Origin of the sequence: Lentilactobacillus kosonis, assembly GCF_003864335.1 — a bacterium.
Classification (GTDB): Bacteria; Bacillota; Bacilli; order Lactobacillales; family Lactobacillaceae; genus Lentilactobacillus; species Lentilactobacillus kosonis.
The window spans coordinates 1-26,854 of record NZ_BEXA01000004.1; the positions used below are offsets into that span (position 1 = coordinate 1).

The 26,854-nt window shown below is 37.7% G+C and carries 22 protein-coding genes and 11 pseudogenes; all 33 read right to left on the reverse strand.

Translation table 11 applies throughout. From position 1 onward, the window contains the following. Positions 1-717: pseudogene (locus tag NBRC111893_RS07525) on the reverse strand (endonuclease MutS2); the annotation flags it as partial. 19 nt (positions 718-736) lie between these two features. Next, positions 737-973, reverse strand: a complete 237-nt coding sequence (locus NBRC111893_RS11640; RefSeq protein WP_125008586.1) for a CvpA family protein — start codon at positions 971-973, stop codon at positions 737-739. Continuing rightward, positions 951-1,214, reverse strand: a complete 264-nt coding sequence (locus tag NBRC111893_RS11645) for a CvpA family protein (RefSeq protein ID WP_125008587.1) — start codon at positions 1,212-1,214, stop codon at positions 951-953. Before NBRC111893_RS11645 ends, NBRC111893_RS11640 begins: the two co-directional genes overlap by 23 nt. Before the next feature lie 2 nt (positions 1,215-1,216). Then, positions 1,217-1,474 (reverse strand): cell division protein ZapA, encoded by a 258-nt coding sequence (locus NBRC111893_RS07540; protein WP_125008588.1) that lies wholly within the window; start codon positions 1,472-1,474, stop codon positions 1,217-1,219. Positions 1,475-1,547: 73 nt separating this feature from the next. Continuing rightward, on the reverse strand, positions 1,548-1,856 hold the full coding sequence (locus NBRC111893_RS07545) for a DUF1292 domain-containing protein (protein WP_125008589.1): 309 nt from the start codon (positions 1,854-1,856) through the stop codon (positions 1,548-1,550). Between the two features lie 13 nt (positions 1,857-1,869). After that, positions 1,870-2,304 carry a Holliday junction resolvase RuvX gene (gene ruvX / locus NBRC111893_RS07550; protein ID WP_125008590.1) on the reverse strand — a complete coding sequence of 145 codons (435 nt, stop codon included), beginning with the start codon at positions 2,302-2,304 and terminating at the stop codon, positions 1,870-1,872. Next, positions 2,305-2,582: pseudogene (locus NBRC111893_RS07555) on the reverse strand (IreB family regulatory phosphoprotein). Between the two features lie 94 nt (positions 2,583-2,676). Beyond that, a complete protein-coding gene (locus NBRC111893_RS12145) occupies positions 2,677-3,684 on the reverse strand; it encodes a DHHA1 domain-containing protein (RefSeq protein ID WP_369689727.1) in 1,008 nt (335 codons plus the stop codon). Positions 3,685-3,705: 21 nt separating this feature from the next. After that, positions 3,706-5,316: pseudogene (alaS, locus tag NBRC111893_RS12150) on the reverse strand (alanine--tRNA ligase); the annotation flags it as partial. Between the two features lie 272 nt (positions 5,317-5,588). Then, the gene (locus tag NBRC111893_RS07565; RefSeq protein ID WP_125008591.1) at positions 5,589-6,947 is read right to left on the reverse strand and encodes a DEAD/DEAH box helicase; all 1,359 of its coding nucleotides are present in this window, start codon (positions 6,945-6,947) and stop codon (positions 5,589-5,591) included. Between the two features lie 8 nt (positions 6,948-6,955). Continuing rightward, positions 6,956-7,884: pseudogene (locus tag NBRC111893_RS07570) on the reverse strand (DHH family phosphoesterase). 87 nt (positions 7,885-7,971) lie between these two features. Beyond that, positions 7,972-9,059, reverse strand: a pseudogene (gene dinB, locus NBRC111893_RS07575) (DNA polymerase IV). Positions 9,060-9,144: 85 nt separating this feature from the next. Next, positions 9,145-9,539: pseudogene (gene yajC / locus NBRC111893_RS07580) on the reverse strand (preprotein translocase subunit YajC). Positions 9,540-9,629: 90 nt separating this feature from the next. Further along, a pseudogene (gene tgt / locus NBRC111893_RS07585) lies at positions 9,630-10,771 on the reverse strand (tRNA guanosine(34) transglycosylase Tgt). Positions 10,772-10,788: 17 nt separating this feature from the next. Next, positions 10,789-11,829 (reverse strand): tRNA preQ1(34) S-adenosylmethionine ribosyltransferase-isomerase QueA, encoded by a 1,041-nt coding sequence (gene queA, locus NBRC111893_RS07590; RefSeq protein WP_225417679.1) that lies wholly within the window; start codon positions 11,827-11,829, stop codon positions 10,789-10,791. 18 nt (positions 11,830-11,847) lie between these two features. Then, positions 11,848-12,837, reverse strand: coding sequence for a Holliday junction branch migration DNA helicase RuvB (gene ruvB, locus NBRC111893_RS07595; protein ID WP_439957180.1), 990 nt, complete (start codon positions 12,835-12,837; stop codon positions 11,848-11,850). Positions 12,838-12,873: 36 nt separating this feature from the next. Then, entirely contained in the window at positions 12,874-13,479 is a 606-nt protein-coding gene (ruvA, locus tag NBRC111893_RS07600; RefSeq protein ID WP_125008594.1) for a Holliday junction branch migration protein RuvA, read from the reverse strand. A gap of 51 nt (positions 13,480-13,530) precedes the next feature. Further along, entirely contained in the window at positions 13,531-15,498 is a 1,968-nt protein-coding gene (mutL, locus tag NBRC111893_RS07605) for a DNA mismatch repair endonuclease MutL (protein ID WP_191984837.1), read from the reverse strand. 9 nt (positions 15,499-15,507) lie between these two features. After that, positions 15,508-17,100, reverse strand: a complete 1,593-nt coding sequence (mutS, locus tag NBRC111893_RS12155; RefSeq protein ID WP_369689720.1) for a DNA mismatch repair protein MutS — start codon at positions 17,098-17,100, stop codon at positions 15,508-15,510. A 26-nt stretch (positions 17,101-17,126) separates the two neighbouring features. Further along, entirely contained in the window at positions 17,127-17,279 is a 153-nt protein-coding gene (locus NBRC111893_RS12160; protein ID WP_369689721.1) for a hypothetical protein, read from the reverse strand. Positions 17,280-17,394: 115 nt separating this feature from the next. Continuing rightward, positions 17,395-17,844 (reverse strand): hypothetical protein, encoded by a 450-nt coding sequence (locus NBRC111893_RS12165; protein ID WP_369689728.1) that lies wholly within the window; start codon positions 17,842-17,844, stop codon positions 17,395-17,397. Further along, positions 17,827-18,091: pseudogene (locus NBRC111893_RS12170) on the reverse strand (MutS N-terminal domain-containing protein); the annotation flags it as partial. The gene NBRC111893_RS12165 and the pseudogene NBRC111893_RS12170, both read right to left, overlap by 18 nt. Positions 18,092-18,127: 36 nt before the next feature. Beyond that, positions 18,128-18,925, reverse strand: coding sequence for a TIGR00282 family metallophosphoesterase (locus NBRC111893_RS07615; protein ID WP_125008596.1), 798 nt, complete (start codon positions 18,923-18,925; stop codon positions 18,128-18,130). Between the two features lie 99 nt (positions 18,926-19,024). Beyond that, positions 19,025-20,605 (reverse strand): annotated as a pseudogene (rny, locus tag NBRC111893_RS07620) (ribonuclease Y). Positions 20,606-20,820: 215 nt separating this feature from the next. Next, a pseudogene (gene recA / locus NBRC111893_RS07625) lies at positions 20,821-21,892 on the reverse strand (recombinase RecA). Positions 21,893-21,985: 93 nt separating this feature from the next. Then, positions 21,986-22,455, reverse strand: a pseudogene (locus tag NBRC111893_RS12175) (nicotinamide-nucleotide amidohydrolase family protein). A gap of 69 nt (positions 22,456-22,524) precedes the next feature. After that, positions 22,525-23,106 carry a CDP-diacylglycerol--glycerol-3-phosphate 3-phosphatidyltransferase gene (gene pgsA / locus NBRC111893_RS07635; RefSeq protein WP_125008597.1) on the reverse strand — a complete coding sequence of 194 codons (582 nt, stop codon included), beginning with the start codon at positions 23,104-23,106 and terminating at the stop codon, positions 22,525-22,527. Between the two features lie 21 nt (positions 23,107-23,127). After that, a complete protein-coding gene (locus NBRC111893_RS12180; protein ID WP_369689722.1) occupies positions 23,128-23,760 on the reverse strand; it encodes a DUF4115 domain-containing protein in 633 nt (210 codons plus the stop codon). Further along, on the reverse strand, positions 23,757-24,134 hold the full coding sequence (locus NBRC111893_RS12185) for a helix-turn-helix domain-containing protein (RefSeq protein ID WP_369689723.1): 378 nt from the start codon (positions 24,132-24,134) through the stop codon (positions 23,757-23,759). Before NBRC111893_RS12185 ends, NBRC111893_RS12180 begins: the two co-directional genes overlap by 4 nt. A gap of 80 nt (positions 24,135-24,214) precedes the next feature. After that, positions 24,215-24,535, reverse strand: a complete 321-nt coding sequence (locus NBRC111893_RS11410; RefSeq protein ID WP_225417680.1) for a peptidase M16 family protein — start codon at positions 24,533-24,535, stop codon at positions 24,215-24,217. Further along, positions 24,535-25,413, reverse strand: a complete 879-nt coding sequence (gene yfmH, locus NBRC111893_RS07645; RefSeq protein WP_225417681.1) for an EF-P 5-aminopentanol modification-associated protein YfmH — start codon at positions 25,411-25,413, stop codon at positions 24,535-24,537. Before yfmH ends, NBRC111893_RS11410 begins: the two co-directional genes overlap by 1 nt. Before the next feature lie 137 nt (positions 25,414-25,550). Next, positions 25,551-26,366, reverse strand: a complete 816-nt coding sequence (locus tag NBRC111893_RS07650) for a M16 family metallopeptidase (protein ID WP_125008598.1) — start codon at positions 26,364-26,366, stop codon at positions 25,551-25,553. Positions 26,367-26,416: 50 nt separating this feature from the next. Then, positions 26,417-26,758 (reverse strand): hypothetical protein, encoded by a 342-nt coding sequence (locus NBRC111893_RS07655; RefSeq protein WP_125008599.1) that lies wholly within the window; start codon positions 26,756-26,758, stop codon positions 26,417-26,419. Positions 26,759-26,854 lie beyond the last annotated feature (96 nt).

The window sequence follows — 26,854 nt, forward strand, 5'->3', positions numbered from 1 at the left end:
CCGACGTAATTCATTATTATTTTCAACAACGCTACTAGGTTCAACATATAAGGTTTGACCAGATGCACTTTGGTCATGAACAATCCCACCAAAGCGTTGTTTGTATTCTGCTTTAATCGGAATAACAAACCGATCATCTCGAACGGTAATAATCGCTTCACTCAGGTACTTAGCATCCGGTCCCTTAATAAACTTATCCATGCGGGAACGAATATTGGTCTGAGTTCGCTGAATAGAACGACGAATCGAGCGCAGCTCAGAAGAAGCCCCATCCAAAATTCGACCATCGTCATCAACCGATCTAACCAAGGCAGCCGTAATATCTGGCATTAAGTCTAATTCTTCCACTAATTGATTAATCATTCGGAGTTCAACCTGATTTACCTTCAAGTCCGCAAAGAAATCTACAACCACCTTCAGGGATACTAATAGTTTCTTTATGTGAGATAGTTCAGTACCAGATAACGATGCGTTTTCAATATTTAACCGTTTTAAGAATGGCGCGATTTCCGTCAAATTAGGAATCGGAATCTCGCCCTTTAACCTGACAATGTCAGCTCCATCTGCCGTTTCCGTTAACCACTGATTAACCTGATCATAATCAGAACTAGGAGTTAATGAAGCCAATTGTTCCCGACCAGCATCTGTAACTAAAAATCGGTTAATCTGTTCTTTTATTTTGCTGTATTCAAGTGTTGTGAATACTTTAGAGTTCAATTATTTCGCCCCTTTTTTACTAAGCGTTATCAACTACGTGATCAATTTGGGCTGGTGCAGATTTAATAATGTACTTGGCAACGTATGAATCCTGATATTGAGTTCTTACTGGTTCGCTAAACACTAATAGTAAATTCACACCTGCAAATACAAATAAATATGCAACTAACAGCCGCACAATTCCACCAAAAATTGCGTTTACTTGCTTTAAGACTAAAATCTTTGTGGCAGGACTAATTACTCGTTTTAATAACATTACTAATCGCCAAACTAACGTATAAATAAACTAGAAACGAGACCCAATAAACTAACTGATGGTGGCCAGTTAAATTAAATTGGGTAACTATCCAATCAGAAATTGCTGAATTATACCGCCAAGCTAATGCCAAAGCAAATATAAAACCAACCAAATTTAAAAATTCGGCTACAAATCCCCGTCGATATCCTGAAATAAAACTTAATACCAAGATGACCACGATTATTAAATCTAAAATCATATTTATTTCTCCTGGTCGCTCGCAGAGCCTGCCTGTTTAGCAGCTGCTTCTTTCATTGATAATTGATTTGAAATGGCATTAAATGCAGTTAAAATAGCTCGATCATCCTTACTGGTATTAGGAAGTTGATCTTTAATCTTAGTCAACTGATCATTTAACAAATCAGCTGTGGCCTGCATGTGCTCATATGATCCCTCACCAATAAAAATGTATGGTTTACCATCAATTGTCGCCTTAAACCTTCTTTTTTCGTCTTCCAAGAATCATTCACCCCTAAAATCAATTAAAAAGGACTGGGAGTCGAAAATTTTCACTCCCAATCCATTTTAACAACTATTCTTCTTTATTATCTTCATCATCACCATGAAGGAAAGTATTTAGAACAGATTCAATCATGTCCCATTCTTCATCGCTTTCAATTAGTTGGAGCTCGCCACCTTGTGGATCCGATGGATCATCATCAGCAGGTAAAGCATAAGCTTGAATGTCAACTTCTTCATCATCGCTCTTGCCAGTAGGATAAATCAAAATATACGATTTATTAAAATCCTCTGATTGGAATGTGAATAAAACGTCGTATAATTGTTCGTCGCCATTTTCATCAACTAGTGTAATTTGTTGTTGGATTGGTTCTTCAGCCATTAATAGTACCCCTTTATATTTGTGTTAGTTTCCCCTTGCGATCTAGATAATTCTGAAGAATTAAGCTAGCAGCAAGTTTATCAATTACCTTTTTACGCTTTCGGCGAGAAACATCTGCTTCTTCCGTCAGCATTCTTTGTGCTTCAACTGTAGTTAAACGCTCATCTTCAAAATCAACAGGTAACTTAAACTTATCGCTTAACATTTTACCATACTCTTGAGAGGCAATTGCTCGATCCCCAATCGTATTATTCATGTTTTTAGGTAAGCCAAGAACAAATCCGCCAATCTGAAGCTCATCAACTAATTCAGCAATTCGATCCAATCCGAATTCGCCTTCATCTTCATTGATGCGCACAATTTCAACTCCTTGCGAGGTCCAACCGAAAGCATCACTTACCGCAACACCGACAGTTTTAGAACCAACATCTAATCCCATTATCTTCATCTAATCGGTTCCCTTACTTTCATTGGGATGATTATCTAAATAAAAACGAACCAGTTCTTCAATAATTTCATCACGCTCGTGACGCCGAATTAAATTTCTAGCATCAAGATTACGGGGAATATATGCAGGATCACCTGAAATTAAGTAACCAACAATTTGGTTGTATGGATTATATCCCTTTTCTTCAAGGGAACGGTACACAGTTAATAACGTATCCCGGACATCCTTTTTTGATCATCACTGAAATCAAAAAACATGGTTTTATCTAATGAGTTCATATAATTCACCTCTATGACTAAAAGTCATTTGAATTAATTTTAACCGATAAGCACTGAAACTACAATCATGGTAACCAAATTGTTAAAAAATAAATTATTGTTCACTCAACCAATCCACTGCATCGGTCATCGCATTTTCAAGACCAGCTGGATTTTTCCCACCAGCTTGGGCCATGTTTGGTCGGCCGCCACCGCCACCTTGAATGTTTTTAGAAATTGCCTTAATTAAATTAACTGCTGACAATCCAGCCTTAACGCCAGCGTCACTGGTTGCGACAATTAAATTGGCCTTATCACCTTTACCAGTTCCAAGCACCAAAACATCAGAAATTTGCTTGTCACGCCAAGTATCAGCTAATTGTCTTAGTTGATCCATTCCTGAATCTTTAATTACCCCAGTAGTAATTGTATATTTACCAGCTGTTTGCGGATTACCAAAGACATCTTGAGCCTGTTGTGAGGCCATCTTTGCTTCTAATGCTGACTGTTTTTGTTCAAGTTCTTTGACTTGTTGTTGAAGCTGATCAACTCGATTGCCGACTTCTTTCATCTGTGTAACCTTGAGTTTAGCAGCAATTTGCTTCAAGTTAGTTTCTTCATTGTTTAAGAATTCAAATGCTTCCTTTGAAGTAACAGCTTCGATTCTCCGAACGCCAGCTCCAACTCCTGATTCAGACAAAATTTTAAACAAGCCCAATTCATTAGTGTTCTTAACATGCGTTCCGCCACAGAATTCAATTGAAAAGTCTCCAATGCTAACAACTCTAACTTGGTCGCCATACTTTTCACTGAACAACGCAATGGCACCCATCTTCTTACCAGTTTCAGGGTCGGTAACTATAGTCGTGACATCAAGTTCTTTAAAAATTTGCTCATTAACAAGGTCTTCAACCCGTTGTAAATCTTCTGAAGTAACAGAACCAAAGTGATTAAAATCAAAGCGTAAGTATCCTGGTTCTACTAATGAGCCAGCCTGTTGAGTATGGCCACCCAAAATATTCCTTAAAGCTTGATCCAATAAATGTGTTGCCGTATGATTCTTTTCAACTTTACTATGGAAAGCTTTATCAACTTTAAGGCTATAAGTTGCTCCCTTCTTCATAGGTTGTAGCAAGTTAACCGTATGGAGATTTTGACCATTGGGAGCATGTTGAACATCAATTACTTCAGCAACTTTGGTACCTGTTACATCAAAAATATCACCCTTATCAGCAACTTGACCACCCATTTCAGCATAAAATGGTGTTTTATCGAAAATTACTTCTGCCTCACCAGTTTTAGTTTCTTCAACTAGCTTTTCATTTTCAATTAGCACAACCGCCTTAGAATCATCAAGTTCTAACTGATCATAACCAACATACTCACTTTGGTCCTTAATTTCAATTAATAGGTCTCGCTGTACTCCCATTGATTTAGCATTGCTTCGCGCATTACGTGCCCGATCCTTTTGTTTTTGCATTTCTGAGCTGAAGCCACTCTCATCCACTTTAATACCAGCATCTTCAGCGGATTCCTGAGTTAGCTCAAGTGGGAAACCGTAGGTATCGTAAAGTTTAAATGCTGTTTGCCATCGATAACATTAGAACCGCTTTGTTTGGCCTCTTCAATCACTTCATTTAACAGTTTTAATCCACCTGCTAAGGTTTCATTAAAACGATCTTCTTCTGATCTAACGACCTTTGCAATGTAATCGCTTTGTTCCAAAACTTCTGGATAATGTGATTGTAACGTTTCACCAACAATTGGCACGAGCTTATAAAGGAATGACTCATTAATTCCAAGTTTTTGGCCGTTAACAATTGCTCGTCTAATCAATCGACGAATAACATATCCACGACCTTCATTTGATGGAATGGCTCCATCACCAATTGCGACAGTGATTGCTCTGGCGTGATCAGCAATAACTCTAAAACTTTGGTCCAGCTTAGCATCATCACCATACTTTTTGTTTTCGCTAAGCCGTTCAGCCTCATGAATCATTGGTAAAACAGATCTGTTTCGAAATTGGTCTTCGCATTTTGAAAATCGAAACAACTCGTTCAAGTCCCATTCCCGTATCAATATTTTTTCGAGGAAGTGGTTCATAAGTCCCTTCTGGTGTGTGATTAAATTGTGAAAACACAATATTCCAAACTTCAAGATAGCGTTCATTTTCGCCACCAGGATAATTCTCAGGATCATCTGCAGCCAGGTTATTAAATGATTCTCCGCGATCATAGAAAATTTCTGAATCAGGGCCTGATGGTCCCTGTCCAATATCCCAAAAGTTATCTTCAACTTCGATAATATGATCTGGAGCCACCCCAACTTCTTCCCAATATTGTTTAGCGTCAGTGTCTTTAGGGTAAACTGTCATATAAAGTTTTTCTGGATTCCAACCAAACCATTCAGGTGACGTTAATAACTCAAACGCCCAAGTGATAGCTTCCTTCTTAAAGTAATCACCAACTGAAAAGTTACCGAGCATTTCAAATAGAGTGTGGTGACGTGGTGTTTTACCAACATTTTCAATATCATTTGTCCGAATAGATTTTTGAGAACTTGTCATCCTTGGATTCTTTGGTACAACTGAACCATCAAAATATTTTTTCATTGTGGCAACCCCTGAATTAATCCACAATAAAGTTGGGTCATCCACTGGAATCAACGAAGCACTAGGTTCGATTGAATGTCCTTTTTCTTTAAAAAATTCCAAATACATTTGCCGAATTTGGCCGCTCGATAATTCTTTCATTATAATTCTCCTTACCAAAAATAAAACACCGTTGCATTTAGAAGAGACGCCTTTTAAAGGACGCGGTACCACTCTAATTGCAACGATGTTTCGTAACCACTTTTATTTCCTATAACGTAGGATTTGCGTTTGACATTATCTATGAAGATAGCACTTAGAGTAATCAATAGTTTTTCACATTAACCAAAACTTTTCTTAAAAAGACCAGTACTAAGCATGTTCTTCAGTCACAAAAATTATACGTTTTTGCAAATAATCTGTCAATAATCGTTCTAATGATATCGGGTTGAGCTTTGCTTTCTTTGCTTTCTCTTTGCCCGTTGTTCTTCACGTTTCTTAACTCGGCGATCCATTTCGTCTTTACGTTCAAGATTCATCTTGATACGACGTTTATAACCTGGTTTAATGTTCTTTTTCTTCTTTTTGATCATCCCAATCATTGTGGGATCAAGTTTCTCTTGCTTTTTCTTATGAGTAGCCCGTCGATTACGATCGTACGTATCAATCACTTCATGATTCTTAACTGCCTTAGGTTTGAACTTAATCCCCATTGATTCTAATTCACTGATTTCGTCTTCTTCATCAGGAGTGTATAGGGTAATGGAGATTCCTGACATTCCGTTACGTCCAGTTCTTCCAACCCGGTGAATAAAGAACTCTAAGTCATCAGGAATATCATCGTTAATTACGTGAGAAACCCCTTCAATATCAATTCCCCGAGAAGCTAAATCAGTTGCGACGACGAATTGAAATTCAAGCTTTTTAATCCGACGCATCAATTGTTTACGTTCACGAGGCTGAACTCCTCCGTGAATCATTGCGACCTTTAACCCTTGGCCCTTCAAAAAGGCAGCGATTTCTTCAACCCGATTTTTAGTATTGGCAAAAACTAATGCTAAATATGGTTCACCAATCGTTAATAATTCATGAATTAATCGATTCTTGTCTTTTCCTTTAGTAGAAATTAACCAGTTATCGATTGTTGGACTAATGATCGTAGAAACTGGAATTTCTTCTATGACCGGATTGTTCATGTACTTCTTCAAAAAGATATTTACTTTTTGAGGAATTGTAGCTGAAAAGACCATCATTTGAACTTCTTTACCAAAACTACTTGCAATCTTATCAACGATATCCAGGAATCCCATATCCAAAGTCATATCGGCTTCATCAACCACAAATTGATGTGCGCTATGAATATCAAGATGTTGTCCAGCGATTAAATCCCAGATTCTTCCGGGAGTACCAATGACGATATCTGGCTGTTCATGTTTTAATTTTTCAATTTGGCGATTCTTATCAGTTCCACCAACGTATGATCCAATCGTAATTTGGGTGTCAGAATGGTTATCGAGTTGTTTAGCATCTTCAATAATTTGATAAGCTAATTCCCGACTAGGTGTTGTAATTACAGCTTGAGTCTTATCTGAATTAGGATCAAGTTTGTTAAAGATTGGTAGTAAAAACGCATGAGTTTTACCACTACCAGTAGCTGATTGGCCCACTAAATCTCTACCTGACATAACAATTGGAATCAACTTCGTCTGAGCTGATGTAGGTTGCTTAAAGTTTTTCTCCTTTAAGGCTGCCATTAAAAATGGCTTAAGATTAAAATCTGAAAATTCTGTCATATATTCTCCTATTTGCTTTCGGAAACTAATGTATCTAACTTCTTCATAAATTCGTTAATTTGTTCTGTGTTTTCAACAACTGCACCACTGGCTAACTCGTGACCGCCACCGCCATATTCTTTGGCTAATTCATTGATTGCTGGTCCCTTTGATCTCAAACGGATTCTAAACCCACCGTCTTTTTGTTGAACAAAGATTGCCCAAGCATCTACATCAGCAATTCTTCCTGGCAATGGAACAATTGCTGATGTACTTTCATCTCCAAGATTAAATGGCTCAAGGACTTCATCAGTCAAAACCAAGTAGGCAGCACCACTATCAAGAATATTTAAGTTTGAATATACATATGCTGATAGGCGAGCAAGCGGAATATCAATTTCATCTTCAATTTGATTGATTTCAGCCGCGCTAAAGTTATAACCGGTTAATTTACTGGCAACCTCGAATGTATGAGAAGAAGTAGCGGGATACATAAATCTTCCCGTATCACCAACAATCCCCGCATATAAGACTCTGGCAGCATTATCAGGCATTGTTAATTCTTCACGGTTAGCATCAAAAAATCATAGATTAACTCTGAGGTACTTGAAGCCTGATCTTCAACCCACTGAATATCGCCAAATGCATCATCATTTGGATGGTGATCAATTTTAACCATGGCTTTCCCAGTCGTATAACGCTCATCGTCAACTCTTGGTTGATTGGCGGTATCAACGATAATTACCAAAGCATTCGTATACTGATCATCTTTGACTTCATCAACTTTTCCAAGCCAATCAAAACTGGCATATTGCTTACCAACACAAAGAATATTTTTTTCTGGAAAAGAAGCTTTTAAAATATCAGCTAACCCCATTTGTGACCCGATGGCATCTGGATCAGGATGCTTGTGCCGATGAATGATTATTGTTTGATATTGCTTAATTAATTCGAGAATTTGTTTTTTTCAACCATTGTTATTACCTCTCGCCATTTAATAGAACACTTAAGTATATCTTATTTGATAATGAATGTTAAAGCAAACTTACTTAAATAAGTCTAAATTTTCATAATTTAAGTCATCTAAGTTGGTAATAGTAATTCCTAAAAGCCGAACTCCCCTGTCAGAACTGACTTCCGGGACTTCCTCTAATAATTCAGTGGCTAACGATAAAAATTCAGTTTCGTCGTTACTAATATAACGATCAAAACTAACTCGCTTTGTATACGTAATAAAATCGGAGAATCTAATTTTTAATACAAGGGTCTTCCCATGCTTTTTTTGTTTAATCACTTCTTTAGTAACTAGGTTAGCGATTTTAGTTAATGCGGATCTAACCTCATCATCAGTAACTAATACCGAACCGTAAGTACGTTCTTTACCAATCGATTTTCTAACTCGATTGGCTTCCACAGGACGATTATCAATTCCCCTAGCTCGTTCATATAAAACATGACCAAACTTCCCGAAATATTTGATTAAATCTAGTTGTTCCCACTTAATAAGATCTTCACCATTATTAATGTCTAATTCATGCATTTTTGGCACAGTTTTTTCCCAACTCCCCGAAACTTTTCAATCGGTAAAGCCGCTAGAAATTCTCCGGCATCTTTTTGATCAATAATTGTCATCCCAGCAGGTTTGGCATAATCAGACGCTTCTTTAGCAAGAAATTTAGAGTAAGAAACTCCGACTGAACACGTTAATTTAGTTCTTTGCCAAATTTTGGTCTGAATTTCACGAGCTACCTGAATCGGATCATTAATCTCAAGCTTATTTTTCGTGATATCTAAATAAGCTTCATCTAAGGCATAAGATTCTACAGTATCAGTGTACTCATTAAATACTTCATGAATAATTGCCGAGTACTTTCGATAGAAATCAAAACCCGAAAACCTAAAAACAGCATCTGGGCATAATTTTAAGGCTTCCATAGAACTCATTGCTGAGTGAATTCCATACTTTCGTGCATGGTAATTAGCCGTTGAAACCACACCATGTCCACCAGTTTTTCGGGGATCATGCGCAACAACTAACGGCTTATTCTTTAAACCCGGATCTAAGAGTTCCTCAATTGAAGCATAGAAGGCATCCATATCAACATGAATTATTTTGCGATTTTTATTTTTCATTTTTATCAACTCATAGTAATTCTACAAGAACGTGTGTTCTTTTACAAGTCAAAAAAGTAAGCATTTCTGCTTACTTTCAAAAAAATTATTTATTTTCTTCTGAATTGGTGTCTTCTGGTTGATCAGAAGTAGCTGGTTGCTTAGCATCAGCTGATTCAGAATTCTTAGCAACTACTTGGTCATCAGCAGGTTGAGCTGGTTCACTAGCACTTGCATTATTGTTAGCAGCTGGTGCTGCCACAGCAGGTTGTTTAATTTGAGCAATTGCACTTAAATCAAACACCAAGTAAATTCCGTCACAATCAAGTGTAACAGTTTTTTCTGTATTGTTTATTTCATCAACAACTCCGTGTAAACGGCCAATTGTTACAACCTGGTCCCCAGGCTTTACCCGAGAAGTTCTTCACGACGTTTTTGTTCTTGCTTACGTTGTGGTCGAATCATAAAGAAATACATTAAACCAAATAACACAACAATCATTAAGATTGAGTATACTGAACTATTCAATTATTTCACCCCACTTATTCTCATACTTCCAACTTTAACAAATTAATTTGAAAAGGTCTACACCTAAAAGTTTTTCGGGTTAGCTTCATTGTATCCATACTGCTCAAATACTTCGGCTCTTAAGTCCAAAAGATTATCATCAATAATGGCTTGTTGAACTCGTTTCATCAAGTTAATTAAGTAGTGTAAGTTATGTAATGAACATAACCGCATTCCAAAGTTTCATCAGCCTTAATCAAATGCCGGATGTAAGCCCGAGTATAATTCCGACAAGCGTAACAATCACATTGATCATCCATTGGCGTGAAATCTCTAGCGTACTTAGCATTTTTAACAACTAGTCGCCCGTGAGAAGTCATAACTGTTCCACGCCGAGCAATTCGCGTTGGCAAAACACAGTCGAACATATCAACTCCTCGAATGACCCCATCAATCAATGAATCGGTTGCCCCAACTCCCATCAAGTAACGAGGCTTATTTTCTGGTAATAATGGCGCAGTAAAATCTAATACTCGGTTCATTTCAGATTTAGATTCACCGACAGATAAACCACCAATTGAATAGCCTGGAAAGTCCAAGCTAACAAGATCTTTAGCAGATTGCTTCCGCAAGTCCTCAAATCCAGCTCCCTGTACAATTCCGAATAACCCTTGCCAATCAGGATTCTTATGAGCCTTCAAACCACGTTCGGCCCACCGAGAAGTCCGCTCAACTGACTTTTTAACATAATCATAGCTTTCAAAATATGGTGGGCATTCATCAAGACTCATCATAATGTCTGGTCCAAGAGCATTTTCAATCGCCATCGCCTTTTCAGGTGATAAAAACATGTTGGCGCCATTTATTTCATTTTTAAATGTGACACCCTTCTCGGTAATATCACGATTCTTAGCCAATGAGAATACTTGAAATCCGCCTGAATCAGTTAAGATTCCCTTGTTCCAATTCATAAACTTATGAAGGCCGCCAGCTTCTTCCACGATATCTTCACCAGGACGAAGCCAAAGGTGATACGTATTGGCCAGAATAATGGTTGCATTCATATCATCAAGTTCTTCTGGTGATAAAGTTTTTACCGTAGCCTGAGTTCCGACTGGCATAAATATTGGAGTTCTGAAAGTCCCATGTGGTGTAGTGATTTCACCGAGCCTTGCCCCAGTGTGTTTTTCCTTTTTTATTAGGCGATAGGTAATCGCTGGTTGCATAAACGCATCCTCCTAAATTAATGAATATACATCGCATCGCCAAAGCTAAAGAAACGATACTTTTCTTCAATTGCATGATGATAAGCATTTAAAATATTATCTCTGCCAGTAAATGAAGCTACTAGCATTACTAATGTTGACTTAGGTAAATGGAAATTCGTGATGAATGAATCTACGACTTTCCACTCATAGCCAGGCTTAATAAAAATATCTGTCCAACCAGAATCGGCACGAATCTCACCATCAAACTTTGAGCCGACTGTTTCCAATGTTCGAATTGATGTGGTTCCAGTTGCAATGATTTTACCACCAGATGCTCGAACATCATTCAGTGTTGCTGCCGCCTCATCACTTAATCGATAGAACTCACTATGCATTTTATGGTCTTCAATATTATCTTCATCGACTGGTCTGAAAGTTCCTAATCCAACATGCAAGGTCAAATAAACTAACTTAACGCCTTTGGCTTCAGCCTTTCGTAATAGATCTTTTGTCCAGTGCAAACCTGCTGTAGGCGCCGCAGCTGAGCCCATTTCTTTTGCATAAACGGTTTGATAACGATCAGGATCATCCAACTTTTCTTTGATATAAGGTGGAAGTGGGGTTTCGCCTAGTTTATTTAGAATCTCAATAAAAATACCGTCATATTGAAATTCAATTTCTCGGCCACCATGGTCCAATTCTTTAGTTACCACCGCAGTTAACTTGCCATCACCAAAAGTGACAGTAGACCCGACTTTAAATTTTCGGGCAGGTTTCATTAAAGTTTCCCAGTGGTCGCCTTCAATGTTATGTAGCAAAAGGACTTCCACGTGACCACCCGTGTCTGCCTTCTCACCGTATATTCTTGCTGGCATGACTTTAGAATCATTCATCACTAAAGCATCACCAGGATTCAAGTAATCCAAAATGTCATAAAAATGGCGATCCTTAGTTTCACCATTTTGGCGGTCTAACACTAATAATCTAGAAGTATCTCGATCCTTAATTGGCGTTTGTGCAATTAATTCTTGCGGTAAATCATAGTTAAAGTCTTCGAGAGTATATTGGTCATTCAACTCAGTCGCCTCCATTATTTAAGATTTTTCTGGGTAGCCCAAGTGTTCATAACCCTTAGCAGTTACCATCCGGCCACGAGCTGTTCGTTTAAGCAACCCAATTTGCATTAGATACGGTTCATACATCTCGGCGATTGTGTCTGTTTCTTCACCGATGTTAGCTGCCAATGTGTTTAAACCAACCGGACCACCATCATAATATTCGATCATAGTCTTTAATAATTTGATATCCGTGTCATCTAACCCCAGATTATCTACTTTCAACAAGTTAAGCGCGTAACGCACAATTTCAACATCAACGCCATCTTTAGTAGAAACTTGAGCAAAATCTCTAATTCGTTTTAACAGACGATTAGCGATTCTTGGTGTTCCTCGTGACCGTAATGCCACTTCATACGCCGCATCATCTGAAATCGTAATTTTAAAGATATCTGCCGTTCGTTTAACAATGTTATCAAGCTCTTCGGGCGTATAGTATTTCATATGCGCCACAATCCCAAATCGATCTCGTAAAGGAGCGGACAAGGCCCCCGCTTGCGTGGTAGCCCCAATCAAGGTAAAAGGTGGCAACGGAAAGTGCACTGGATGGGCTCCTGGTCCCTGACCGACAATAATATCTACGAAAAAATCTTCCATCGCAGAATATAACATTTCTTCCACAATTTTAGGTAATCGATGGATTTCATCAATAAATAACACGTCTCCAGGCTGAAGTTCATTCAGAATTGATAGTAAATCACCTGGCTTATCGATGGCTGGTCCACTAGTTGTCCGGATATTAACTTCCATTTCGTTGGCAATCACCATCGCTAATGTGGTTTTTCCTAATCCTGGCGGTCCGTATAGTAAGACGTGATCTAATGATTCTTCGCGTTGCTTTGCTGCTTGAATATAAACTTGTAGCTCACTTTTAATGTCTGACTGGCCAATGTATTGATTTAATAATTGGGGTCGCAATGACATTTCAATTGCTTCTTCATCTGAGCTTTCAACATCGGAAGAGATTATTCGCTCATCATTCGCATCACTCAAATAATTTACCTCCTACTTCATTAACAATTTAAGGCCCAAGCTAAGATATTCGTCCGTTGACAGCCCTTCTTCCGTGGCCATTTTTGACTCAATTCCGTTAATTTGCTTGGTTGAATAACCTAAGGCCGAAAGCGCTAAGACTGCATCACGCAATTCAGCATTCTGAATACCATCGTTAGTTCCGGTTTCTTCAACTGGTGCGTCAAATAAACTGGCTTCAATACCGCCAAGTTTACCTTGAAGATCCAAAATGATTTGTTGAGCCGTCTTTTTACCAACTCCAGGAAACTTAGTTAAAAACTTGGCATTTCCTTCATTAACAGCACTAATTAACCCCGTTCTGTCATTACCAGCCAAGATAGCTAAAGCACTCTTTGGACCAATTCCAGAAACTGCAATTAATTTCAAAAATAGCTGCTTATCTTTGGCATCAAAAAATCCAAATAACAGCAAAGCATTTTCGCTTACTGATTGATATACATAAACCCGAACATTTTCCGTCCCCACTTCGAAGTGATATGGGTCTGCTGTGTAGATGTAATAGCCTACACCACCCGTTTGAACGACAATGTGGTCAGGAGCAACATCTACAATTGTTCCTTGAATAAACTCAAACATGGTATTCCCCTGTCTCTAAATTAGTCCATTAAATTGTATCATATTCATACTTTAAAACATTGATTCCTTGGTATTATGTGGATCTTGAATACGCTTGAACATCTTTTCGATATCTTCATTACTAAATTTAACCAGTACTGGCCGGCCGTGAGGACAATTATATGGATTTTCACATTCTGGGAGTTTTTTTAACAGTGCTTTGGCTTGACGTTCATCTAAGTGATGATTAGCTTTAATAGCTCGTTTACAGCTCATCATAATGGCCGTCTTTTCTCTAAATGCAGCCACCGAAATCTTATGGTCCATCAAAATCCAGTCAATCATTTCCTTAAGAGTCGATTCCTCTTGTCCTGCCTTAAACCACATCGGATGTTGGTGAACGATAAAACTATTTTGCCCAAAATCTTCCAGGTAAATGCCTAATTCACGTAAAACCGGCAATTTTTCCGTAATTAATAAGTAATCACTTGTGGCATAATCGAGAATAATTGGCACAAGCAATTTTTGCTGATCAGAACTTACTTCTCCGATTTTTTGTCGGTAGTACTCATAGTTAACTCGTTCTTGAGCAGCATGCTGATCCACTAAAAACATACCTTCAGCCGTTTCAGCAATTAAGTACGTGCCATGGACTTGGCCTATATAATTTAAATTGGGAAAACCAGATTTAAAATGGGTTTCGTCAATTTCAGATAACCGTTCTTGCTGTGGCTTTAGTGTTTTCGAATCACTATCAATCTGCTTTGCTGTAGTTGTTTGTAAATCTTGAAAGGCAGGGAGTGAATCTGGTTCGCTGGCTAGCCTAGATTCAAATTTTTGAACTGAGTTCGATTGTAATTCTTGTCGATTATTAACAATAATTGGAGTTGATAATTCCTCTGGTAATACATAAGATGTTGAATTTTGCTTGTTTAATAATTCAACCGCAGGCTGGACCATTGATAAACCAGCTTCACTCGGGGTTGGTATCTTTGGTGAACTCATAGTTACTTCCGTGGTTGAATTCTTAAATGGCTCCGAGGCATCTGGAATCAATTGTTTATCTGCTAAAGCAGTTGAAATCGCTTGGTAAATTAGCTTTGAAATAGTTCCTTCATTACTGATCCGAACTTCCTGCTTAGTTGGATGAACATTAACATCGATTAAAGCCGGATCCACGTTAACCTCAATTACTGAAATTGGATATCGGCCAATCATCAACTTAGATCCATAGCCCGAAATCACTGCTTTGGTTAGACCAAAGTTTCTGATGTAGCGTCCGTTTAAAATTACTGAAATATAATTTCGGGAAGCACGTGTTAGCTCAGGTAAGCTTACATATCCAGAAACCTCAATATCTAAATCATTAGCCGCGATCTTAACCATTTTACTAACCGTCTTCATCCCATAAATCGCGCCTAACACCTGTAATAGGTTATCTCGTCCCGAAGTCCTAAGCAACTCTTTACCATTACTAGTGAGCGAAAATGCCACTTCAGGGTGGCTAACAGCTAAACGGTTAACCATATCTGATATCCGTGCTAATTCCGTGTTAGGTGAGCTCATATATTTCAGTCTAGCTGGCGTGTTGTAAAACAGTGATGCAACTTCAATGGTAGTTCCCTTACGGGCTTCTGCTGGCTTCTCACTAACCAGTTTTCCGCCCTGATAATCGACCTCAACCCCTTCATCACCAGTTGAAGTCTGCATTCTAACCTTGGCAACTGACGAAATTGATGGCAACGCTTCGCCCCGGAAGCCTAAACTTCTAACGCGAAACAAATCACGTTGCTCAGAAATCTTGCTTGTTGCATGCCGTAAAAAGGCCATTTTTACTTCCGCTGAATCAATTCCATCACCATCATCAACAATTTTAATCAATTTTAACCCGGAATTTTCAATTGTTATGTTAATTTCAGTACTGTTGGCGTCAATCGCATTTTCCACTAACTCTTTAACTACTGAAGCAGGTCGTTCGACCACTTCTCCAGCAGCAATCTGATTAGCTAGTATTGTTGGTAACTCATGGATTTTTGCCATATTGATCACCTATTCCTTCTTTATCCTTTGCTGCCATTTATACACTTGATTCATAATTTCCATTGGCGTTTTTGACATTAAGTCTAATTGTTTTAATTGATTAATTACAGCTGATTGCTTTTTATCAACTGGATCCATTGGGAATAAAGAAATTTGTTCTTCCTGAACAGAATCATCAACATCGACTATTCCTGGCTGAGTATCCTCTAAAGTTGAACTAGCCAAATACGTCTGCTTATCATTACTCTGCAAGCTATCAAGAATCGTTTCAGCTCTTCCAAGCAATGGTTGTGGTAGTCCAGCTAACTTAGCAACATGAATCCCATAGGATTTATCAGCTGGTCCCATTTGAATTTTATGGAGAAACACTAATTCTCCATTATTCTCAGTGGCCCCAACGTGCACATTTTTTAGTTGTTTTAAAGTTTGCTCTAATACTGTTAGTTCGTGATAGTGAGTTGAGAATAATGTTTTAGCACCAATATTATTATGGACATATTCAATAATCGCCTGAGCAATAGCCATGCCATCATAGGTTGCCGTTCCTCGTCCAATTTCATCAAACAAAATTAAGCTATTCGGTGTCGCGTGTTTAATGGCATCATTAGCCTCTTCCATTTCCACCATAAATGTACTTTGACCGGAAATTAAGTCGTCGGCAGCACCAATTCTAGTAAAAATCTGATCAAAGATTGGCAGGCTTGCGCTCTTTGCTGGTACAAAACAACCAATTTGATTCATGATAACCGTTAATGCTAATTGACGCATGTAAGTACTCTTACCAGACATATTTGGCCCGGTAATTAGCAGTACATTAGTGTCTTCCGCTAATTTAACATCATTAGGGACATATTGTTGATGGCCTAAAACTTTTTCAACTACTGGATGACGACCATCAATAATGTCGACTTCATGATTCTTAACCAAGGTTGGTTTAACAAATCGATATTCTTCAGACACCGCCGCAAAGCTTTGAAGAACATCACTTATCGCAATTGCATCAGCTAATCGCTGAATATCTCTAATCGTCGCCTTAACTTGATCTCTAACTTCTACAAACAATCTATACTCTAGGTTTTTGCTTTGTTCCTGAGCCTCAAGAATCATCGTTTCTTTTTCTTTTAATTCGGGTGTAGAGAATCGTTCAGAATTAGATAATGTTTGTTTCCGTTGATATCGATTTTCAGGAATCTTGTTTAAATTACTTTTAGTGACTTCGATATAGTAACCGAAAACATGATTAAATCCTACTTTTAGCGTACTAATTCCGGTTATTTCTCGTTCCTTAGCCTCTAAATCTGCCAGCCATCGTTGAGCATTATTGGTGGCATCGCGATACTTATCAAGTTGACTATCATAACCGTCCTTGATTACGCCTCCATCAGTCACAGAAATTGGTGGTTCATCAGTAATTGCCTGGTCGATTAAATCAACAATATTATTTAAAGGAATTAGCTCCTTTAATAATGAATCAAAATCTGTAGTAGCAATTTGTTCCAAAATATATCGAATCTTAGGAACTTGCATCAATGATGATTTCAACTGAATCAAGTCCCGACCGTTAACACTTCCAAATGCAACTCGCCCCGACAAACGTTCCAAATCATAGACACTAACTAATTCATCTTCTAATTGATTTCGTTCAAAAAATGATCAACTAACACGTTAACAATATTTTGTCGTTGCTCAATCTTGGATCGGTTAACAAGTGGGCGCTCAATCCACTGCTTAAGCATCCGCCCACCCATTGCAGTTTTAGTTTGATCAAGTAACCAAAGCAAAGTTCCTCTTTTTTACCAGTTCGGATATTCCTAACCAGTTCTAAATTATATTGTGAGTTGTGGTCCATCTCTAAGAAGTCTGACGGCTCATACATTTCTGCGCGTTTTAAATGATCTAGGCTCCGTTTTGGGTCGTTTCAATATATGAAAGCAATAATGTCACAACTTGCTTAACTACTTCACCCTCAACATCTTGGCTTAGATAACTCGTAGCCGCATTAGTTGGTAAAATTTCTTGATGTGAAATCAAAACGCCCAATTTGGTTAACGTTTCTGTAACCTCAGTTGGTAGATTGTCACTTAACACAACTGTTTCCTTACTAGATAGCGAGACTACCTCATTGATTATTTCATCAATAGAACTTAAATTGGTGACCTTTAATTCACCAGTTGATAGATCTGCGTAAGCAAAACCGTAATGTTGCTCATCGATATCATATGTTAGAGCAGTTAAATAGTTGTTATCTTTAGCATTTTGACTACCAGTTTGAAATTGAGTTCCTGGGGTAACTAGTTGAATTACTTCCCGTTTTACCATGCCCTTAGCCAATTTAGGATCTTCCATTTGCTCACAAATGCAACCTTATATCCTTGGTCTACTAAGATATCAATATAATTTTGAGCCGCTTTGTGAGGCACCCCACACATAGGGATGGGATTTTTAGAACTCTTATTCCGGTTTGTCAGCGTCAATTCCAGGATTTGTGACCCTTTGATTGCATCTTCATTGAACATTTCGTAGAAGTCACCTAATCGGTAAACAAAAACGCGTCTGGATACTGATCCTTAATTTTTTGATACTGCTCCATCATTGGAGTTACTTCACTCTTTGCCAATCTAAACTCTCCTTAAACCCAGCCATTCTCCAATTGGTTAATGGCTTCGATATGGGTAGCATTACCCGTCTTTTCATCAATATCAATAATACAGCCACTAATGATTCCTTGACTATCCTCGTCAACTTGAAATCTTGCGGGACGTTGATTAATAAATCTATTTATAACGCTTTCTTCTTTCATGCCAAGCATTCCGTCTGCTGGGCCAGTCATTCCAGCATCAGTTAAGAAAGCCGTTTTACCATTTAAAATTCTGGCATCATTAGTTTGTACATGAGTATGAGTCCCAACAACTGCCGAAACTTTGCTACTTAAAAACTTAGCAAAGCCAAGTTTTTCACTAGTAGCCTCAGCGTGAAAATCAATAAAGAATGCATCAGCCTTTTCTTTCAACTGGTCAATCAATTCATCAGCTTGTGTAAACGGATCATCCAAGTTATCCAAGAATACCCGCCCCTGAAAATTCATAACTGCTAGCCGAAATCCGTTAACGTTAATAATTGTATATCCCTTACCAGGAACATCCTTTCCCGGAAAATTATATGGACGAATTAATCGTTTGGCATCGTCAATAAAGTCAGTTAATTCGGGATTCCCCCAAGCATGATTACCTAGCGTAACTACATCTACACCTGATGACATCATTTTTTTATAGCCACTTAAGTTAATTCCTCTGCCCATTGGTGTTGAGTTCTCACCATTTACAATTGTTACTTGAGGTCGATATTCCTGCTTTAAGCCAGGAACATAATCCTGAATCATTTTTATTCCCTTGTTACCAACAACATCACCGATGAAAAGAATCCGCATTCTTTAATCCTCATTACTTTCTATCAATCCATTTTAGTTTAATTAACACTACGATTTTACCATTTATAAAAGAAAAAAGACCAGTCAACAACTGATCTTTTACTTTGCGTATTCAACTGATCTGACTTCTCGGATAACCGTGACCTTAATGTGGCCCGGATACTTCATTTCAGACTCAATTTTTTGTTTAATGTTTCTTGAAAGTGCAATTGCCTGAGCATCCGAAACTTCATTTGGCTTTGCAATTACTCTGATCTCACGACCCGCTTGGATAGCATAGCTCTTCTTAACTTCTTCAAAACTATCAGTAATCTTTTCCAAACTATCTAGTCGGTGAACAAAGCTTTCTAATGAATCACTATATGCACCTGGTCTAGAAATTGCGATTTTTTCTGCCACCGCAACTAATTCAGAAATAATAAACTCAGGCTGATTGCCTTCATGATAAGCAGCAATAGAGTCAATGACCACTGCACTCTCATGATACTTCTTCGCTAAATCAACACCAACGTCGACATGTGAGCCTTCAACGCCACTGTCAGTAGCTTTACCTATATCGTGTAATAATCCTGCGCGTTTAGCTAAAGTAACATCCTCACCTAATTCAGACGCCAAAGCGCCAGTTAATCTAGCAACCTCAATTGAATGACTTAACAGATTTTGACCATTAACAATCTTGAAGTTTAATTGACCAACTAGCTTAATCATATCAGGTCCCATTGAATGGATTCCTAATTCGAACAAAGCTTCTTCACCAATTTCTTGGATTCGTTGTTCAAGCTCTTTACGACTTTTATCAACCATTTCTTCAATTCGAGCTGGATGAATTCTACCATCTTTAATCAATTTTTCGAGAGTCATTTTGGCGACTTCTCTCCTAATAGGATCAAAACCACTTAACACAACCGCTTCAGGAGTATCATCAATAATTAAATCAACTCCCGTAAGGGTCTCAAAAGTTCGAATATTACGGCCTTCACGGCCAATAATTCTTCCCTTCATATCTTCGTTAGGCAGATTAACAACTGTAACAGTCGTTTCAGATACAACATCAGCTGAACTTTGTTGAATTGCTTCAATGATCAAGTTTTTGGCGTTTTCATCTGCTTCAGCAGCCGCTTTGTCATAGTTTTCTTTTACCATGCGCGCTTTTTCATCAGCTAACTGAGCATCAGTTTCCTTCAAATCATATCTCGTGCTTGATCACTTGATAATCCAGCAACTCTTTCAATCTCTGATTGACGTGCCTCAATAAGTGAGTTTGCTTCTTTTTGTTGTAACAGTAACCGCTGTTGTTCTTTATTAATTTTTTGCTCTTTCCGGTTAAGACTATTCTCTCGTTTTTCAAAAGAATTATCCTTTCTATCAAGAGCCTCTTCGCGTTGCAACAATCTGTCTTCCTGCTTTTGAATTTCTGAACGTCGTTTTTTTTAATTCATTTTCGACGTTACTCCGATAACGATGGTTATCTTCTTGAGCAGTTAACTTTGCTTCCTTAATTAACGTATCCGCCTGTTTTTTGGCATCTGCAATAATTTCGTTAGCACTACTGTTAGTAGCTTGTTCTTCACGCAGCTGATTTTTTTTCTGGGTACTTTGTCCCAGTTTAAAACTAATAAGTCCAACTATACCAACAACAAGAATAGCGATGATTGCGAGGATTATCCCAGCCAAATTCATGGCTTCACCTCCAAATCATCATAAAATGATTATAGTATAAACCAATAATAAGATGTTATTTGATTATTGACACAACTATCATTCTAATGTGTTGTTGTTATAGTGTCAATCATCTTATAGTTTTAACACCCTTCTCATCATCAGAATTAATAAAAGCACTGGCCCAAGTGGCCAGTGCTTTTATTAATTTAAAATACAATAACTAATTGATTATATTATTTATCAGTATCTAAATCTAAAGATTCATCTTCAACAACTTCAGTCTTTGGCTTGTTACCACTAGCCTTGTCATCAACATCTGGAATTCCATATGCATCACGAACCTTAGTCTTAACCTCTGCATAAACATCAGGATGATCAACTAAGTATGCCTTGGCATTCTCGCGACCTTGGCCTATTCGTTCCTCACCATATGAATACCATGAACCTGATTTATTAACGATATCTTTTTCAACAGCCATATCAATTAATTCACCAGATTGAGACACCCCTTGTCCATACATAATATCCACTTCAGCACGTTTAAATGGTGGGGCGACCTTGTTCTTAACGACCTTGATACGAACACGGTTACCAATAATATCAGTACCATCTTTGATTTGTTCGGCTCTTCGAACTTCAAGCCTAATCGTTGAGTAGAATTTCAGTGCTCGCCCACCAGGAGTAGTCTCTGGATTTCCAAACATAACCCCAACTTTTTCACGGATTTGATTAATGAATAACGCAATTGTTTTTAGTTTTATTAATGGTTCCAGAAAGTTTACGAAGGGCTTGAGACATCAACCTGGCTTGCAGTCCAACATGAGTATCACCCATTTCGCCTTCGATTTCAGCTCGCGGAACCAATGCAGCGACTGAGTCAATAACTACAATATCAATTGCCCCACTAGTCACTAACGCATCCGTAATTTCTAATCCTTGTTCACCAGTATCAGGTTGTGATAACAGCAAATCATCAATATTTACCCCTAGATGAGTTGCATAAACTGGATCAAGTGCATTTTCAGCATCAATATAAGCAGCAGTACCACCACGTTTTTGAACTTCAGCAACCGCATGAAGCGCCACTGTAGTCTTACCAGAACTTTCAGGCCCATAGATTTCAACAATTCGTCCTCGAGGATATCCTCCAACTCCTAAAGCTTCATCTAAAGCTAGAGAACCGGTTGGGACAGTTGAGATTTGGGTATCAGCTTTATCGCCCATTCGCATAATGGAACCCTTACCGAATTCCTTTTCAATGCCTTTTAACGCCTTATCTAAGGCGGCTTTTCTTTGATCAGCCATTCGCTACCTCCCATTTTCCTTCAGGAAATGATTACTAGTCAACTATACTAATGATCATCAAAAAAATCAACAAAAACGCGAACAAAAGTTCGTTTATTTTTTTACTTCCAGCAAAATTAACTCTAATCCTTGATCAACACATTTACGTCGAATTTCGTTTCTCGAACCAGTAAAATGATACTCATGAGAATATACCTTATCATTTGGCAACGCGACCCCAATGTACACCGTACCAGCAGGCTTTCCTTCCAATGAATCAGGTCCAGCAGCCCCAGTAAACGAAATGCCAATATCCTTCTGCAAATCATCTTAGCTTGACTAGCCATCCAAACAGCCGTCTCACCACTAACTACCCCATAAGTATCAATCACATCATTTGGGATACCTAGAACTTGTTCTTTAACATGGTTTGAGTAGGTGACAAATCCACCCTCAAAAACACTTGATACTCCGGCAACCTCACCAATTGTACTTTGAAATAGTCCAGCTGTTAAACTTTCAGCAGCTGTAATAGTGATATGTCGATCAATCAACATTTGAACTAATTGCTCTTGGATTGTCATATTTATGCCTCCTAAAATTATAGATACGAAAAAAAGAAGATAATAACTTATCTTCTTTTTTATTTAATTTTAAAATGAATCTGAAAAAATATTACGATTCTTTACAAAATAATCAATTCCTGAGTAAACCGTGAAAAACAAGCAAATGTACAACATGATTTGACCAATCGGAAAATTGATTGCCGCAAAGAACACATTATTTAGCAATAAAAATATAATCGCTAACATTTGCGTCGTGGTTTTGATTTTGCCTGGCCATGCAGCAGCAATAACTTGACCATCGTTTTCAACAACAATTAATCGTAATCCCGTGACCGCTAGTTCACGACAAACAATAATGGCAATCACCCAGGCCGGTGCCATTTTAAGTTCCACTAAGAAGATAAATGCAGTCATTACCAGCATTTTATCAGCTAATGGGTCCGCAAACTTACCAAAATTTGAAACTAGGTGATTTCTTCTAGCAATTTGACCATCTAAAAAGTCAGTAAGTGAAGCAACAATAAAGATCAATGTAGCGACGATTTGGGCGCCACTTAGAACGGTTCCGCCAATTGCAAATGTTCCTATGGTAATTGGAGTTGCTAAAACTAATATAAAAAATGGGATCAATATGATTCTAAAAATGGTTAACTTATTAGGTAAATTCATTTTAATTCCCTGACCTTCTTATTAGTATCCAGTAGTATTTCCTGTACCAGTTGTGTCCGTGCCCGTATTCGCGGTAGTTTCGGTTGTATCCGTAGTTCCACTAGTTGTAGAGGATCCAGTGGTAGATGTACTTGAACTGTTAAATTGTAAAATTACGTTTCTTACTTGACTTGATGAACTTGGTAGCTTCATTTGCTTACCATCGACAGAAATCTCAGTAGCTGGAGCATTTCCAGAGTTAATTGTCACTGAAGACGTGCTTTCTGGCAATGAGACTGTGTGATTTTTGCCTGATGACAATGTATTTTGCCATAATGAACTACCATCAGCGGTGACTGAAACCCAGGCAGTGGTATCACTACCATTAGTCTTTGTAACTGATAACTTAATCTTAGGAGTAGTCTTTGCTCCCTTAACTCGGTAAGTCACATCACTATCCGAAGCTGATAGCCGCGTAAAACTAACTTTCTTAGCAGTTTTCTTAACCTTCTTAGTTGCCTGCGTTGAACTTTTACTGCTACTTGCCGAAGCTTGCTTTTTCGAGCTTGAACTAGAAACCGACACTTTGCTAGTCTCAATTTCAGGCTTGCTAGTATTCCTAGTAGTTTTGGCCGCCGCAACCCAAATTGCAATTAGAATGACTAATACAATCAATGAGACTGCGATAATTGGTACATATCTTCTAACCTTTTCACTCCGCTCATCAGCCTTTCGCTGAACCGAACGAGTTTGCGGATTATCATCATTACTCGATCGACATACTCTGGGGCCTCAGTATCGGGCAAATTATGATTAAATTCATTGAGCAGCTCCTGACCATTAAGTCCAACAGAATCTGCGTATTGCTTTACAAATGCCCGAACGTAAAAATCTCCAGGCAAGGCATCAAAATCGTTCTCTTCAATTGCCATCAAGTAACGTTTTTGAATTTTAGTGTTCTTCTGCAAGTCATCAAGAGTGTAGCCTTTAGCAACTCTTGCATCATGCAATTTTTGTCCAATTGTTTCAGATTGGTTTTCGTTATCCATACTGACTCTCCATTGCTTTTATTATCATTTAATTTCAGTATATCATATGATTTCTATCAAATTTAAGACTTAAAAATTATTTAAACTTTCTTTCCAATTGTGACGCATCCAGGTGTGTAATTAGCCAAGAAATCGCTACTAATTTGCTTAATATCATCCAGAGTTAGCTTACTAATGATTGCAATTTCATCGTAAACTGTTTGTGGTTCAGCTCCGAATCCATAAAATTGATTAGTGATTGCCTCTGGCGAATCCATCATCGCAATGTAACTTCCTAGCAGTTCTCGTTTTTGCAATTCAAATTCATCCTGCTTGTCATTAATGAGATCCGGAATTTGATCAACGATTTCACGTAATTTTGCCACAAATTGCTTAGGATTATCAGTATCACCCGCGAGCATTACAAATGCAAATCCCCGCTCCACCTCAACTTCGAAGGAAAATGAATCGTCAATAATTCCTTGATGATATAAATCATCATACTGAACTGAGTTTTCAGAAAAAATAGATTCATCAACAAACTCAATCCTAACTCATACTTTAAACTTACTGCTTCTTCACCTGGAATTAGTTTAAAGTTACCTCGCATGGTAAAAGAAGCTTTAGGACGAGAAACATCCATAGCTAAAATTTGAGTCTGACCAGTTAGTGACTTGGGCTGGGGCGCCACAAATTGAACATTCAGCTCATGTTTGGGATACTTTACTTGGTTTTGATGAATTAATGACATAATTTCTTCTGGGACTAAATTACCGCTAATAATTAAAGTCATGTTTTCTGGCCGATAGAACGTATCGTAGGCCAGCTTCAGATCTCCAACTGTGATTTTTGCTAATGACTCCTCTGAGCCCGCAATATCGTCAGCTAAGGCCGTTTCTGGATACATTGATTGAACACTAGTAGTAAACAGTTGATTATCAGGATCATTTTTATACATATTAATTTCTTGAGCAATAATCCCTTTTTCACGGTTAACTTTTTGCTCAGTAAAGTAAGGTTGCATAACAAAATCGAGTAGCAATTCGAGATTTTTATTCACATTATCAGTTGACGAAAAAATGTAGTTAGTTTTTGTGAATGATGTATAAGCGTTGGAACGACCACCATTCTTGTTGAAAAGCTCAAAAACATCATAATCTCGCTTATCAAACATTTTGTGCTCTAAAAAGTGGGCAATTCCTGCTGGTTGGTTAATTAACTTACCATCGCGAATAAAACTTGTATCTGCTGAACCATAATTAACACTTAACACGGCAGAAGTTCGTTTAAATCCTGTCATTGGGTTCAAAATACTTTTAGTCCGTTAGGTAGAATTTCAGATAGAACCTGTTCATCAAATTCCGGGTAATTAATTGTCTTCATCAATCTCATCACTACCTTTCAAGGAATAAATTGCTCTTAACTTCAATCGCTTAGCTAATTCGATGATTTCGTTGATGCTAACCGCATTAACTCCAGCAATATAACTGGCATCATCAACATTAGTCCCAATAATTTCATGAATAAATAACTTACCAATTTGAGAACCAAGTGAATCAGCACTTGATTACGCTGATCAATCAACGATTGCTTAATACCAGCTATTACTTGCTGATCAATTTGACCACCCATAATCTTATGAATCGACTCTGCCACTAAATTTTCAACCAGAGCTTGATTTTGAGGTAAAATCCCAGCCGAAACGGTCAATGATCCATTCAGTGAATTGTAAGAAGACGAGATGTCATATGCTAAACTTTGCTTTTCCCGGACATCAGTAAAAAGTATTGATTGAGGCGATCCTCCCAATAATTGGTTAAGAATGACTGCTGGATAATATAACTGATCACCTGAATAAACTGGCAACTCATATCCCATCGTTAAAATAGTTTGTTCAATATCTAAAATTTTTTCATCACGAAACACTTGATTACTTTGAGGTAACTTTACAAATGGTTTTAATTGTTCAAATTTGTGATTGGCTTTAGGCAAAATATTTGATAATTGGTCAACTAGTTCATCACTAGTATTTCCTCCGATAAATGCCATTATATTAGCGTTTGTAAGCAGCCATTGATAGAATTGATAAATTGTCGATGAATCTAATGCCTCCAATTGTTCAGCTGTTCCATACAGAAAACTACCATGATTGGCATCATTAGGAAACATTAATTTTTGCAACTGAATATTAGCGTAATATTCTCTGTCCTCAATAATCGAGTTTAAATAATTTAATAAATTTGCTTTATGCAAATCAAAAAAATTGGATTCGAATTGATTGTTTTCCACCAATGGATGATTGATCACTTCATCCAAAAAGTTGATAATTTCAGCACAACATGTTGGTTGTCAGGCAAGTATTTATCATTAGGAAAACTAATATTAACTCTTAAGGTATGAATATCTCCATAACGTAAAACGGTTACTCCAAAACTAGCACCAAACATACGAGAAAGCTGTCTCGACACTTCAGTTTCACTTATATATTTCTCCGTGGCATTGCCTAATAATTCGCTTAGCATTGCCATTTTGGCAAAATTTCGTTCATCTGATTTCAATGTAAAATAAATTGAAAGTTTAGTTGTTTTAAATTTGTCAGTATTATAAGTGACGATTTTTAGATTATCTAATTTATTTTTGTCCACAAGCATCCTCCTTGGATGAATCACAAATTTCATACTAAATTAACCACGGAAAAATCTCAACCGTATTTTCATAAATTAATAAAAAAAGAGTAACTC